Origin of the sequence: Snodgrassella sp. (assembly GCF_024103505.1) — a bacterium.
Taxonomy (GTDB): Bacteria; Pseudomonadota; Gammaproteobacteria; order Burkholderiales; family Neisseriaceae; genus Snodgrassella; species Snodgrassella communis.
Genome location: NZ_JAGGIJ010000006.1, coordinates 1 through 14793 on the forward strand (window position 1 = coordinate 1; position 14793 = coordinate 14793).

Here is a 14793-nt window from a genome sequence, read left to right on the forward strand (position 1 = left end):
AACCTGAGCAGCCAGAACAACCTGAGCAGCCAGAACAGCCTGAGCAGCCAGAACAGCCAGAACAGCCTGAGCAGCCAGAACAACCTGAGCAGCCAGAACGGCCTGACAACTCTGAGAATTCAGCGGCTGTTGTTATTGAAAATAATTCACCAAATGGTCAAACTTATGCGACAACTGGTAAGCTTGTTGGATCTACCGGTATTAGGGCTATCAACAATTCCGATACTGGCGCGATTAGTATAAGTGTTGCTGATGAGGTAGTAGGTGAAACAGGTGCCGGTATCCATACGTCTGGTATAGCTGGTGCAACAAACGTTATTACCTTGCAGAATGGTGCAATTGTTTCCGGTGCTTCGGGAATTGCTATTCAGGATGATGATACTAATGCTAATGTCACTCTTGAGGACGGTTCTAAAGTTATCGGTGCAATCCAGCTTGGTAAAGGTAGTGACACACTTACTATCAATCAGGATGCTGATATTTCTCAATTGACGGCCATTGATGGTGGTGAAGGTAATGGTGACATTGATACCCTAAATATCCATGGTACACTCAAAGGCTCTTCTGTCAGCAGCGGTAGTGAGGGTAATATAGCTATTCTTAACTGGGACAATATCAATGTTAAGAAACAAGGCAAGCTTACTTTAACTGGTAATCTGGAAACCACTAAACTTGTGATTGAGAATGAGGGAACATTAGATCTTTCTCCATCACCTGTGTTAGCGAAAGCTATAGTACCGATTCAGGAAACAACCATTAGTGGTGATGTTGAAAATGCAGGTACTATTAGTCTAAGTAGTAATCACAGTGCTGGTGACCTGTTGATAATCAAAGGTGACTATACCGGCAATAACGGTATATTAGAGCTTGATACCGTTAGCACTAGTGCTACTGACAGATTACGTATTACGGGTAATGCAACCGGTACAACTTCTGTTACAGTACATAATGATGGCGGTCTCGGTGCTGATACTGGTGATACTGATGGAATCAACATTATTAATGTCCAAGGTACCAGTGAAGACGAAGCATTTAGTTTAGCTGGTGGCCATGTTGATGCTGGTGCTTTCGAATATCATCTGTCAAAAGGCGATGCTGATGGCGAAGGCGATGACTGGTATCTGCGCTCTAGGGTTGTAGATCCTGCATCATCTAAATCAAAAGTACTGTATCGTAAAGAAGTACCATTGTATGCTGCTGTGGGTGCTCAGTTGCGTCAAGCTGACAGTACTATGCTGGGTAATATGCATCAACGCTTGGGCAGTACGGCACAGTCTGATTCACGCATGAGCTGGGGTAGAGTTATTGCCACACGCGCTGACATTGAGCAGAATGGTGCCGCGAATGCTCGCAGTAAAGGCGACTATACTGGTCTACAGCTGGGTAGCGATATCTGGCAACATAACGGCTGGCATGTTGGTGGTTATGTCGGTTATCTGTATGGAGATTTGGATGTTGATGGCTTTGCCAGCGGTGTGAACGGCAGTGTTGGTAAAAATGCCACTAAATCTTACTTCCTCGGTGCCTATGGCAATTACACCCATGACAATGGTGCTTATGTAGATTTAGTACTGCAGGGCGCACGGCATAATGTTGACATTAAACCTAACGGCAACGCAAATAGTAAACAGAAAGGTCACGGTGTAACTGCTTCTGTTGAAGCTGGCAAACCGTTCTCTTTAGGTAACAGTGCGTGGAAGCTGGAGCCGCAAGCTCAGATCGTACATCAGTGGTTGGATCTGGATGACAGTAATATCAGTGGTAACACTACTGTTAAACAGGGACACGATGATGCATGGCTGTTCCGTGTCGGTGCTCGTATGGAAGGCAATTATCAGACCGGTAAAGGAACAATGCGTCCACATGCACGTGTGAACTTGTTCTATTCTCCTAATGGAACTGATCACACTACCTTTACTACTCGAAATGCCTCTACCACATTGCATAGTGGCGGTGGACATACCAGCGCTGAGGTAGCTGTTGGCGGAAGCTATGATGTCAACGATAATGTCTCAGTTTATGGTGAGGTTGGCCATACTTGGTCTAATGGTGGTGATACCAAAGTAAAAGCGCCAGTAAGTGGATCTGTAGGATTGAAAGTTCTCTGGTAAATTAAACTGAAACTTTGCGTATAAAGCGCATATCCTACACAAACCGGTACCATGTAATTTGGTACCGGTTTTATTATGTTTTCTGCCTTTATCACATCAACACTAATAATAAATATACGCGGTATAGTGCTTTCTTTGAACTTTTCCACAACACAGGAAAAAGGCTGAAATATAGGGAAAACGGGTATTTTGCGAGGAAAAAGGGCGAAAATTTGGAATTTAGCTTTTGTACTATCCTAGGCAAAAATTGCGCGATTTTTGAAATTTTTTAAGCAGATTGTAAATAAGGTTTGAGCAATGTTTAACCTGTTGCTAAAAGCCAGTTTTATAGCTTTGGATAATGTGTTTTGAACGTAATAGTTTTTTGCCTTCAGTATTACGTTGCCGTAAAACTTAAATTAAGCGTAAAAGTTAAAATATATTTTTTAAGACATGTTGTTACACAATATTTTTTATTTAGCTTTATAGTTTGTAACTTTTCGAAGATTCTACAACTCAAGAACATGATTAGCGTTGTAGCTTTTTCTTTATTGCTGTTTGCAATAAAGAAATTATATATATTTAGCACGTCAAATTCATTTGCTTATAACTGTGCGAATATGCAAAAGATAGCGTTATACATATATGCAAATCTTCTTGTTTAAAAAGTAACAGCTAAACAAAATTGCTTTATTGAAGTATCAGAAAGATTAAATTTCTTAATCACCAAGCACATTGGAAGAGTAAAAAACACAAAAGAATGCATTAGTAATATTGCTGTCGCAGTACAAAAGAATCAGCGAAAAGGTGCAAAAGTTTTTTTCGTCCCGCATATGCAAGCCGATTTGTCACTTGTGAAACTTATAGGGCAGATAAATAGTTAAGTGTATATGTGTTTTTTCTGTAAAGAGAACACTAAGAGGGGCAAAAAGCACCGCAAGTCTGCCATTAGGCTTAATACTATTTAATTTAACTAGAACAACATATAAAAATATCAATTACATATTGATTCCATAGTAAACTTAATTATAATTTCGAATACCATATTGCATATCAACAGTAATTAAATAATATATTAATAGCAATATTAGTGTTGGTTGGTTTTTATCAACACTATTTTAATGCTGTAAATGGTATTATCTATTTAAATATACTATTTTGTTACTTACAGCTTTTTTATTACGCAGCATGTTTTTGTACAACTATCTTTCAAGCTAAATGAAGCCTAATCGCTGATATTTTTAAATCCAGTTATTCAGCGCCGACGGAATTAAGTCATTTTCTGTTACTGATTTACTTCAATTATCTTATTAATAATTGGAATTGTATTATTTAATGTTATTACTGAATACAGATTTTGTTCTTTTTTGTTGTACTTGTTTAATCAAGCCACTATTAAAAAGCTTTATCAGTTAGTAAGTTTTATTCAAGTCATCCCTAAGGCTGGAAAACATATGTCTATTAAATATGACATTAATTCACTAAGCGGATAAAACAGCTTTATTACTTTCATATAAAGCTGTTTTTAAATGTCTATTTACAAAAAATGAGTTATTGTACTGTGGTCATCGCACTTTAGAATATTGTTAGCGGCCAGAATAACAACTACAAATGGCATAAAACCATATTATCACGATGCATTAATTCTTCTTCAGCGATATAACCCAAAAGAACTTCAATCATATGTGAGGGCTGGCGCAATAATCGCGATATTTCCCGGTCATTGTAATTAATCAGGCCACGAGCAATTTCGATACCAGCTTGATTACATACAGATACTAATGCTCCACGATCAAAATGACCAGAAACACCAATGCAACCTACTGATAATAAACTAGAATTATGCATTGTAAGTGCTTGAGCTGCACCATCATCAATGGTGAGTTTACCCACCAGTTGTAATTGTCCTGATAACCACTGCTGACGCGCATTCAGTCGGTTATCATCCGGTGTAAATAATGTACCGACCTCGTTACCATCAAGCAAATGCGAAAGTACATTATCGGCATGTCCATTAGCGATACAGGTTGCTGCACCACTTAAAGCAGCCCGTCTGGCAGCCAGTACTTTGGTATACATTCCTCCCGTACCTACACTGCTACCTGCACCACCAGCCATATTTTCCAGATCCGGGTGGCTGGCTGCAATTTTATGGATAAATTTGGCGTCGGCATATTGGCGCGGGTCGCGGTCATACAATCCATCCTGATCCGTCAGGATAATCAGCACATCTGCTTCAATCAGATTAGTAACCAGTGCCCCCAGAGTATCATTATCACCAAGCTTGATTTCATCAATGGTAACGGAATCATTTTCATTAATTATTGGCACAACGCCCTGCTTCAGCAGAGTACGGATGGTACTGCGTGCATTCAGATAGCGGGTACGATGGCTCAAATCATCATGAGTAAGTAAAATCTGTGCTGTCTGGATATGCAGCGACTCAAACGCAACTTCATATGCCTGTGCCAGCCCCATTTGCCCTACAGCAGCTGCTGCCTGTAATTCGTTAATCGCTTTTGGTCGTACGAGCCAGCCCAGCCGTTTCATTCCTTCTGCAATCGCACCACTGGAAACCAGCACCACCTGAACACCACGGGCTCGCAATTGTGCAATCTGCTGTGCCCAGTTATTCAGAATATTCTGGTCTACCCCATCTCCACCATTGGTAACAAGGCTAGAACCTACCTTTACCACCACACATTGAACTTGGCGGATATTAAATTCTGAATTATTCATGCTTACCTTGCAGTTGTTATTTTAACGGTTATATGAGTCATTTTACCTGTGGTTATTATCTTTGATAAGGGTATTCAACGGTTACAAAAACAGCAGCCATTGGGGCTGCTGTCTGAAAGAGCAAAGCGTTTTAACTATGCAGCAATGCCTGTACACACCAAGCCATCACGCTGTCCGGCACAACACCCCATAGCAGTAACAGTAAACCATTAACAGATAAAACTACTTTACCCAGAAAGGTCATGTTAAAAGTAGACTCTGCAACAGAATTATGTGTATCAAAATACATGGTTTTAACCACACGCAGATAATAGAAAGCCCCGATCAGTGACATGACTACTGCATATACAGAAACCCACAGATAACCACTAGCGAGTAATGCCTTGATAACCGCCAGTTTGGCATAAAAGCCCATCAACGGCGGAATACCGGCCATGGAAAACATCGCCAGCAGCATTAAAAATGCATACCAAGCATTTTTCTGATTCAGGCCAGCCAGATCGCTGATATTCTGGCATTCAACATCTCTGCCGGACAACAACATCAGAATAGCAAACGCTACAGAAGCCATTAAAGCATAGGTGATGGCGTAGTATATGGCTGCGGTACAACCAGTTTGCCCAGCCAGCAAGGCCAGTAGGATAAAACCCATGTGTGCAACGGTAGAAAAACCAAGCATACGTTTGATATTGGTTTGCATGATAGCGGCCAGATTACCGACTAACAACGAAGCAATACCCAATATTAGTAATAATTCACGCCAGCTTTCCCATTGGGTGAGCAAGCCATAAACCAGAATGCGGAAAGCAAATACTGTGGCGGCAATTTTTGGTGCGGTACCTACTAATGCGGTAACAGCGGTAGGTGCTCCCTGATACACATCAGGCACCCACATATGGAAAGGCACGCCACCCAGTTTAAATACAATGCCGGCTACAATAAATACTACGCCAAGTTTTAATAGCCACGGATTGGCACTGTTTTGACTGGCAGCCAACACCTGCTGCAATTGCAAAGTACCTGTTGCACCATAAATCAGTGAAATACCATACAGCAGCAATCCCGAAGCCAGTGCACCTAGCACAAAATATTTCAGTGCTGCTTCAGCTGCACGACCACTGTCGCGTTGCAGGGCAATTAGAGCGTACAGCGCCAGTGACAGCAATTCCAGCCCTACATACAGGGTAAGAAAATGACAGGCTGAAACCATGATATTCATGCCCAATAAGGCAAACAGGGTCAGTGTATAAAATTCGCCCTGATAGATATTCTTGGCGCGCAGATAAGACTGGCTGTAAATAAACAAGGCAATCACCAAAATATACATGCATATCTTGGCTAGCTGTGCCATACCATCCAATACAAACATATCATGGAACGCATATTGAGGCTGTTCTTTCCAAACCAGAAACTGTGCGGTTGCCGTTAAGATCAATCCAATGATTGACAAGGTACAGGTTATCCAGCGTTGTTTGTCATTGAGCCATAAATCCACCAGCAGCACTGTGAACAGTACTACAGTCAGCACCAGTTCCGGTACAGCGGGAAATATTGTTAAATCTGTCCAGTTCATTCACATTTCCTTACAGTTTGCTTTGTGCCGCTTGGACAATTAAATCATTTGCTGCCTGATGAACAACGGCGATAAATGGTTCGGGATACAAACCAAAACCGAGTACCGCTATGGCCAGAATCACCAGTATAAGCAGTTCGCGTTTATTCACATCTTTTAATTGCGCCACTTCGGGTTTTTTGATGGTGCCAAAAATAACCCGTTTAAACATCCACAGGGTATAGGCTGCACCATAAATCAGGGTTAACGCAGCCAGAGCACCAATCCAGAAATTGGTTTTTACTGCACCAACAATTACCATGAATTCGCCCACAAAACCGGAAGTACCGGGTAAGCCGGCATTGGCCATGGCAAACAGCAGCATGAAAGAGGCAAATACGGGCATACTGTTTACCACGCCACCGTAGGCAGAAATATCGCGGGTATGCATGCGGTCATACATGACACCAATACTCATGAACATGGCAGCAGAAACAAACCCATGTGACACCATTTGCATGATGGCACCTTTAAAGGCCCATTCATTCAAATATCCGCCGGTAAACAGGAAGAAACCTAAGGTAACAAAACCCATGTGGCTGATGGAAGAATAAGCCACCAGTTTTTTCATGTCTGTCTGTACCAGCGCTACCATACCAATATAAATCACCGCTACCAGACTCAGTACGATGATTACTGGCGCAAAATAACGCGCGGCATCCGGCAGGATAGGCAGCATAAAACGCAAGAAGCCATAGGCACCGATTTTCAGGGTAATGGCAGCCAACACCATTGAACCGCCAGTGGGCGCTTCCACGTGTGCATCCGGTAGCCATGTGTGGACTGGCCACATTGGCACTTTCACTGCAAAAGACAGGAAAAAACCAATAAACAGTAAAATCTGCGCCGTCATGGCAATGTGCTTGATGTTGTGCCATGCTTCAATTGAGAAGCCTCCAGTCTGGGTAGACAGATACACAAAACCAACCAACATCAGCAGCGAGCCCATCAGGGTATACAGGAAAAACTTGATGGATGCGTATACGCGCCTTGGACCACCCCAGATACCGATAATCAGATACATCGGAATCAGCATACCTTCAAAGAACACGTAGAACAAAATGGCATCCATGGCTGCAAACGCGCCATTAATCAGTCCCGACATAATCAGGAAAGCTGCCATATATTGTGCTGGCCGTTTCTGAATAACCTGCCAGCCAGCCAGCACCACCAGTAAGGTTGTGAAGCTGTTCAGAATCACAAACAGGACAGATAGGCCATCAACACCTAATGCATAGTTGATGTTGAGACTTTCAATCCAGACATGAAATTCTGTGAATTGGAAGCCACCATTTAAACGATCAAATTTGCAAAACAGCGGTATGGTGATTAAAAAGGAAACCAGCGCACCGATTAAGGCCAGCATTCTGGCTATACCAGCGTGCCTGTCTGAGCCAGTCGCCAGCACTACGATGCCGGCTGCTACAGGCAGCCAAATCGCCAAACTGAGTAAGTTATCGTACATATTTATAGCCTAAAGATACCAAGTTGAATGCTTTCAATTAACCGCCGAACATGGTTTTCAGCAATGGCCAGAAAGTCCACGCTACCAGCACAAACACACCAACCACCATTGCGGTTGCATAGGTATAGATGTAGCCGGTCTGAATCCGCCGTACCAAAGCTGCAATAGTAGCCACGACGCGCGCGGCACCGTTAACGATTAATTTATCAATGATGAAAACGTCGCCTACTTTCCAGAACAACGTTCCCAGCAGACGGCTGCCTTTGGCAAAAACGTTATAGTAAAGTGCATCCAGATAGTATTTGTTATCCAGCAGGGCATAAACTGGACGGATAGACGCCACGATTCTGGCTGGAATATGCGGTTTTTTCATGTAGAAGAACCACGCCAGTACTACCCCGGCAATCACCAGCCATAACACAGGTGTGGTTAGGCTGTGTAAGGCCATGGCAAAGATGCCGTGATATTCTTCTTCTACCGTAGCCAGCGCCGGATGCGCTGCACTGTTAATGAATATCACATGCTGGTAGAAATCACTAAACAACATTGGTTTGATGGCCCACATGCCGACAAATACTGAAGGAATAGCCAGCAGAATCAGCGGAATGGTTACCACTAGCGGGCTTTCATGCGGATTATCCTGTGGACGCAGACCATGGTGCTCTTCGCTGTGATGATGCTCACCATGCTCGGCTTTACGCCATTTTTCTTCGCCGTGAAAGACCAGAAAATACAGGCGGAATGAGTAGAAAGCGGTCACAAAGACACTGGCTACCAGCGCGACATAGGCAATACTGCTGAATGGCAGATTTGACGCTTTGACTGCATCGATAATGGAATCCTTGGAATAGAAACCAGAGAAGAATGGGGTACCAATCAATGACAGGGAACCAATCAGCATACAAATCCATGTTACCGGCATATACTTGCGCAAGCCGCCCATATGGCGCATATCCTGATCATGGTGCATGCCCATAATCACGCTACCGGCCGCGAGGAATAACAGGGCTTTGAAGAAAGCATGGGTCATGACATGGAATACGGCAATATTATAGGCTGAAGCACCCAGTGCCACAGTCATATAACCAAGTTGTGACAAGGTGGAATAGGCAATCACTCGCTTGATGTCGTTCTGAATCATGCCCAGAAAGCCCATAAACAGCGCGGTAATGGTGCCAGATACCATAATCACACCCAGTGCAGTATCAGACAGCTCATATAGTGGTGACATGCGTGACACCATGAAAATACCGGCTGTCACCATGGTGGCGGCGTGAATCAGTGCAGAAATCGGAGTTGGTCCTTCCATTGAATCCGGCAGCCATACATGCAATGGAAACTGGGCAGATTTACCCATCGCTCCTACGAACAGCAGAATGCAGGTGACGGTAATTAATGACCAAGGATGGCCGGGAATCAGTTCGATGGTGGCATTTTTCACTTGATCTATATACTGAAACACATCAGCATAGCGCAGACTGCCGCCAAAATAAGCGAGTATCAAGCCAATTCCCAATACAAAGCCAAAGTCGCCAACACGGTTAACCAGAAATGCTTTCAGATTGGCAAAGATAGCGCTGTCACGTTTGAAGTAAAAACCAATCAGCAGATAAGATACCAGCCCCACTGCTTCCCAGCCAAAGAACAGCTGGATAAAGTTATTACTCATTACCAGCATCAGCATGGAAAAGGTAAACAGGGAGATATAACTGAAGAAGCGCTGATAACCATCATCATCACTCATGTAACCAATGGTATAGATATGCACCATCAATGACACGCTGGTGACAATCACTAACATAGTGGCGGTTAGGTTATCAATCAGGAAGCCAACTGAAAAATCCAGCCCGCCCATGGTCAGCCAAGTATAGACGTTTTCATCAAAAGGCTGGCGGGTGCCGTTCATCAAACCATAAAGCACCCACGCAGATAATGCCGCAGAAATAGCCACACCGGCAATGGTCACACTATGTGCTCCCCTACGACCAATCAGCTTGCCACACAAGCCGGCCAGCAGTGAACCGATGAGCGGAGCCAAAGCAATAATCAGATAAATAGACATAATTTTCTCTTGTTCCTCTCACCCGTTAGCCTTTGAGGCTATCCAGATCCTGTACGTTGATGCTCTGACGGTTACGGAAAATCAGCACCATAATCGCCAGACCAATAGCAGATTCTGCCGCAGCGACTGTCAGAATAAAAAAGACAAAAATCTGTCCGGCTGTGTCACCGAGATAACGGGAAAAAGCCACGAAATTAAAGTTTACCGCCAGTAGCATTAATTCAATTGACATCAGCAGCACAAGTACGTTTTTGCGGTTCATAAAAATGCCCATGGCAGAAATGGCAAATAGTATCGCGCTGAGAACCAGATAATGGGTTAAGGTAATCATGCTTTTTCCTCTCCTGCTGTCGCTTCTTCACGGGTTTCGGTTATTGGTGTAGCCACTTCAGGCTGCATTTTCACCATACGGAAACGGTCTTTGGCCTGCACTTTAACTTGTTCGGCCGGATTGGTACGACGTGGATTAGGTGTTTGCCGGTGTACCAGTGCAATGGCAGCAACCATCCCCAGCACCAGCAATATAGCGGCCAGTTCAAACGGTAACAGATAGGTCGTGTAAATCTGCATACCTAAGTCACGTACATTACTGTAATCAGCAGGCAGTGGTTTGTCTGTACCCAAATGTGCCAAATCCAGCTGTGGATTTACCAGAATCACAATCAGCAGTGCAGCAGTCAGAATACCCACCAGTGCGGCAATGGGCGCATGACGCCAGAATCCAGCGCGCATCTGTTCAATATCAATATTCAGCATCATGATGACAAACAGGAACAGCACCATTACTGCCCCTACATAGACCACTACCAGCACAATGCCCAGAAATTCGGCCTGCATCAGAATCCACATCATGGCACTGGCACAGAATGTCAGCACCAGAAACAAAACTGCATGTACCGGATTTTTGGCAATCACTGTATTGATTGCGCCCAGCAGAATAACCGCAGCAAATACATAAAACAGTATTAATGGTAAATTCATGACTACCCCTTAGCGATACGGTGCATCTGCGGCTTTGCATTTGGCGATATCTTCTTCATAACGATCGCCAATGGCCAGCAACATGGGTTTGGTGAAATACAGATCTCCGCGTTTTTCACCGTGATATTCGAAAATCTGTGTTTCTACAATAGCGTCTACTGGACAGGCTTCTTCACAGAAACCGCAGAAGATACATTTGGTCAGATCGATATCATAACGGGTTGTTCGCCGTGTCCCGTCCTCGCGTTTTTCCGACTCAATATTAATCGCCATTGCCGGGCATACGGCTTCACACAGTTTGCAGGCAATACAGCGCTCCTCACCATTGGGATAGCGCCGTTGTGCATGCAGACCACGGAACCGAACCGATTGTGGCGTTTTTTCTTCAGGAAAATAAATGGTTTCTTTACGTGCAAAAAAGTTTTTTAAGGTTACTTTCATGCCCGCAAGCAACTCGGTCAGTAGAAAAGTTTTAATTATATTTGCCATATCAGTGCCTCTCCCTGTTTAACGCCATAAAGACAGGGGTGAAATCATCCACAAACCCAATACAATCACTGCGACGATGGTTACCGGAATCAGTACTTTCCAGCCCAGACGCATAATCTGATCGTAGCGGTAACGTGGGAAAGTTGCCCGTATCCACAGATAAAAGTACAACACCAGCGCCATTTTCAGGAACATCCACAGTACGCTTGGTGTACCAATGAAACCCCAGCTTTGCGGGAAGGGGGATAACCAGCCACCAAAGAACAACAGTGCGGTCAGGGCAGCCACAAGAATCATGAATATATATTCGGCCAGAAAAAATAAGGCAAAGGCAAAACCAGAATACTCAACATGAAAACCAGCAACAATTTCCGATTCACCTTCGGCCACGTCAAACGGGGCGCGATTGGTTTCGGCCACTGCGGAAATCAGATACACCACAAACAATGGGAACAATGGCAGCCAGTTCCATGAAAAAACCGAACCACCGGCATAGCCTTTGGCTTGTGCCATCACAATATCGTGAAAATCCATGCTGCCGGATACCATTATCACCCCAATCAGGGCAAAACCCATCGCTATTTCATAGGAGATGGTTTGTGCCGAAGCACGCATGGCACCCAGAAAGGCATATTTGGAGTTGGAAGCCCAGCCAGCAATGATGACACCATACACAGACAGCGAGGTAATCATCAGGATATAGAGCAAACCGGCATTGATTCTGGTCAGAAACCAGCTTTCACTGAACGGAATCACTGCCCAAGCAGCAAAAGCCGGCATCAGCGACATCATCGGCCCGATATAGAACAATGCCTTGTTGGCCTGCGACGGGCGGGTAACTTCTTTAAATAACAGTTTTAATACGTCAGCGAAGGGCTGGATTAAGCCATAAGGGCCGGTTACGTTCGGGCCGACACGCAGCTGCATGTAACCGATAACTTTACGTTCAAAATAAGTCAGATAAGCCACGGTAAGAATCAGCGGCAGCATGATGATGACTATTTTGACAATGACAGACACCAGTAAGCCGAAGTCGTTACCCAGTAATTGTTGAAACCACGCTTGCATGATTATCCTTTACTCAATTCAACAGTGGTCAATAAAGCACCCAGTTGCCAGTTACTCTGATGTAATGGCAACAACAGTACGTTTTCCGGCAGGGTGTCGTCAGCAGCCACGGTAACGGCCACGGTACTATTTCCCTGTCTGGCCAGTGCAGTATCCCCATCAGCCAGCCCCAGCGTATTCAGCGTGGTACTGTGAATCCGCGCTGTGGGCACTGCGGCATGTACTGTGTTCTGTAAGGGCGCAGAACGACGCACAATGCCATCGGTAGCATACAGACTCACTCCGCCAACCCGCACCAGACTGATATTGGGATCAGTGGTCGCAACCGGTTGTATTTGGTTATTCAGTAAGGCTGGCAACTGGTCTTTAGCAAGTGCATCTGTCAGGATCTGCTGGGTGTTTTCATATTCAAACCCCGGCAGTTCAAGCACGTTGCCCAGTACACGCAATACTTTCCATAATGGTCTGGCTTCACCGTACGCCTGTACCACGCCATGGAAAGACTGCAAACGGCCTTCCATATTGATGAGGCTACCGGATGTTTCGGTAAATGGGGTGATTGGCAGCATGACATCGGCCACCTCACGCAATACCTCACTATCATACGCACTAAATGCCATCACTGTCTGCGCCTGTTTCAGTGCGGCAATAGCCGCAGCACCATTGGCGACATCCATGTCTGGCTCAACATTAAGCAACATCACGGCCTGTTTTGGCTGCGCAATCTGTGCAGTAATGGTATGTTCTGTTTTTCTGGCGGCCACACCAAGCACTTCGGCACCAATACTGTTGGCTGCCTGTGGCAATATCCCGAGAATGCTATCGGTAGCCACAGCCAAGTCCTGTGCTGCAGCATAAACAGCAGCGGCATCCGGATGATTCAGTACATCAGCACCAAGAATAATGCTGGCTTTTTGTGCCTGTAATAATGTCTGCCCTACTTCGCTGTTAAGTGCATTACTCAACCAGTCAATCCACTGATACGGATGCAGGCTCACCTGTGCCAGCAAGGGCATAAACAATTCTTCAGCAGCAGCGGCCAAAACAGCTATTTTGGTACCATTTTTGGCTGCCTGACGGATACGAGCTGTGAGTAGTGGCTGTTCCTGCCGCAAACGGGCGCCAACCACCAGAATCACTTCGTTTTCTGCCAGTTGTTCGATGTTCTGTCCCAGCCATTGAGCGCCTTTAGCAGCGGCCGCCAAACGGCCATCCAGCGAACGCAGACGACTGTCTACAGCATTAATACCAAGGCCATCAGCCAGTTTACGTGCCAGATACATTTCTTCAATGGTATTGGCCGGATTAACCCACATACCAATCCCATCGGCACCAAAGTCATGGCTGACACCATGCAAACCTTTGGCAACGTAATCCAGTGCAGTTTGCCAGTCGACAGTATGCCACTGGTTATTCTGTTTGATTTGTGGCTGAGTTAAGCGCTGCTGATACAGCCCAGCATAGGCAAAACGGTCACGATCACTGAGCCAGCATTCATTGATGGCTTCGTTTTCCAATGGCAATACGCGCCGTACGGTGTGGTCTTTAGTCTGAACAATCAGGTTGCTGCCCAAGGCATCATGAGCAGAAATAGATTTACGCCGGCTTAATTCCCATGAGCGGCTGTCATAGCGGAACGGTTTACTGGTTAAGGCACCAACAGGACACAAATCAATCACATTACCAGACAGCTCGGTTTCCAGTGTTTTACCGGCAAACGGAGTAATTTCGGAATGTTCACCACGATTTTTCATCGCCAGTTCCTGTTTACCGGCAATTTCTTCAGTAAAACGAATACAGCGGGTACAGTGTATACAGCGGCTCATTTCCGCAGCCGATACCAATGGCCCCATTTCCTTGCCGACCACTGCATGTTTGGCTTCGGTATAACGACTGGCACCTTTACCATAGCCCATGGATAAGTCCTGCAACAGACATTCACCGCCCTGATCGCATATCGGGCAATCCAGCGGGTGATTAATCAGCAAAAACTCCATTACCCCTTTCTGGGCATCTTTAGTCATGGGTGAATTGGTTTTAACCACCATACCATCGGTAACCGGTGTAGCACAGGCTGGTAATGGTTTGCGTGATTTTTCTACCTCAACCAGACACATACGACAGTTGGCGGCGATAGACAATTTTTTGTGATAGCAAAAATGCGGAATAAAGGTACCGGCCTGATGGGCGGCTTCTATCACCGTACTACCCTGCTCGACAGAGAGTTGTTTACCGTCAATTTGAATTTGTAACATAGGTTCGCAATCCTAATTAAGCAGATAGTGCC

The 14793-nt window shown here is 44.9% G+C and carries 10 protein-coding genes; 1 reads left to right on the forward strand and 9 read right to left on the reverse strand.

The features are described 5' to 3' along the window. Positions 1-2111, forward strand: a 2111-nt coding sequence (locus J6578_RS07060; protein ID WP_287954196.1) for an autotransporter family protein, incomplete at its 5' end; no start/stop codon positions are given. Positions 2112-3695: 1584 nt separating this feature from the next. On the opposite strand, the gene proB is transcribed toward J6578_RS07060, so the two are convergent. The 9 genes from proB to nuoG form a co-directional block, all read right to left on the reverse strand. Next, the gene (gene proB / locus J6578_RS07065) at positions 3696-4829 is read right to left on the reverse strand and encodes a glutamate 5-kinase (protein ID WP_287954197.1); all 1134 of its coding nucleotides are present in this window, start codon (positions 4827-4829) and stop codon (positions 3696-3698) included. Between the two features lie 130 nt (positions 4830-4959). Further along, positions 4960-6402, reverse strand: coding sequence for an NADH-quinone oxidoreductase subunit NuoN (nuoN, locus tag J6578_RS07070; protein ID WP_287954198.1), 1443 nt, complete (start codon positions 6400-6402; stop codon positions 4960-4962). A gap of 10 nt (positions 6403-6412) precedes the next feature. Then, on the reverse strand, positions 6413-7906 hold the full coding sequence (locus tag J6578_RS07075) for an NADH-quinone oxidoreductase subunit M (RefSeq protein WP_239365682.1): 1494 nt from the start codon (positions 7904-7906) through the stop codon (positions 6413-6415). 37 nt (positions 7907-7943) lie between these two features. After that, positions 7944-9968 (reverse strand): NADH-quinone oxidoreductase subunit L, encoded by a 2025-nt coding sequence (gene nuoL / locus J6578_RS07080; RefSeq protein WP_093091955.1) that lies wholly within the window; start codon positions 9966-9968, stop codon positions 7944-7946. A gap of 25 nt (positions 9969-9993) precedes the next feature. Further along, positions 9994-10299 (reverse strand): NADH-quinone oxidoreductase subunit NuoK, encoded by a 306-nt coding sequence (nuoK, locus tag J6578_RS07085; protein ID WP_025329732.1) that lies wholly within the window; start codon positions 10297-10299, stop codon positions 9994-9996. Beyond that, complete coding sequence (locus tag J6578_RS07090) at positions 10296-10949, reverse strand: NADH-quinone oxidoreductase subunit J (RefSeq protein ID WP_037407257.1); 654 nt, start codon at positions 10947-10949, stop codon at positions 10296-10298. The genes nuoK and J6578_RS07090 overlap by 4 nt, the downstream gene beginning before the upstream one ends. Before the next feature lie 9 nt (positions 10950-10958). Further along, positions 10959-11438, reverse strand: coding sequence for an NADH-quinone oxidoreductase subunit NuoI (nuoI, locus tag J6578_RS07095; protein WP_093091953.1), 480 nt, complete (start codon positions 11436-11438; stop codon positions 10959-10961). 18 nt (positions 11439-11456) lie between these two features. Then, a complete protein-coding gene (nuoH, locus tag J6578_RS07100; RefSeq protein ID WP_037407263.1) occupies positions 11457-12506 on the reverse strand; it encodes an NADH-quinone oxidoreductase subunit NuoH in 1050 nt (349 codons plus the stop codon). Positions 12507-12508: 2 nt separating this feature from the next. Further along, the gene (gene nuoG / locus J6578_RS07105) at positions 12509-14761 is read right to left on the reverse strand and encodes an NADH-quinone oxidoreductase subunit NuoG (RefSeq protein WP_093091951.1); all 2253 of its coding nucleotides are present in this window, start codon (positions 14759-14761) and stop codon (positions 12509-12511) included. Positions 14762-14793: the final 32 nt, after the last annotated feature.

What these genes read in the sequence shown, in the direction of transcription:
- proB (WP_287954197.1), bottom strand. Translation starts at nt 4,829, where the DNA reads ATGAATAATTCAGAATTTAATATCCGCCAAGTTCAATGTGTGGTGGTA.
- nuoN (WP_287954198.1), bottom strand. Translation starts at nt 6,402, where the DNA reads ATGAACTGGACAGATTTAACAATATTTCCCGCTGTACCGGAACTGGTG.
- J6578_RS07075 (WP_239365682.1), bottom strand. Translation starts at nt 7,906, where the DNA reads ATGTACGATAACTTACTCAGTTTGGCGATTTGGCTGCCTGTAGCAGCC.
- nuoL (WP_093091955.1), bottom strand. Translation starts at nt 9,968, where the DNA reads ATGTCTATTTATCTGATTATTGCTTTGGCTCCGCTCATCGGTTCACTG.
- nuoK (WP_025329732.1), bottom strand. Translation starts at nt 10,299, where the DNA reads ATGATTACCTTAACCCATTATCTGGTTCTCAGCGCGATACTATTTGCC.
- J6578_RS07090 (WP_037407257.1), bottom strand. Translation starts at nt 10,949, where the DNA reads ATGAATTTACCATTAATACTGTTTTATGTATTTGCTGCGGTTATTCTG.
- nuoI (WP_093091953.1), bottom strand. Translation starts at nt 11,438, where the DNA reads ATGGCAAATATAATTAAAACTTTTCTACTGACCGAGTTGCTTGCGGGC.
- nuoH (WP_037407263.1), bottom strand. Translation starts at nt 12,506, where the DNA reads ATGCAAGCGTGGTTTCAACAATTACTGGGTAACGACTTCGGCTTACTG.
- nuoG (WP_093091951.1), bottom strand. Translation starts at nt 14,761, where the DNA reads ATGTTACAAATTCAAATTGACGGTAAACAACTCTCTGTCGAGCAGGGT.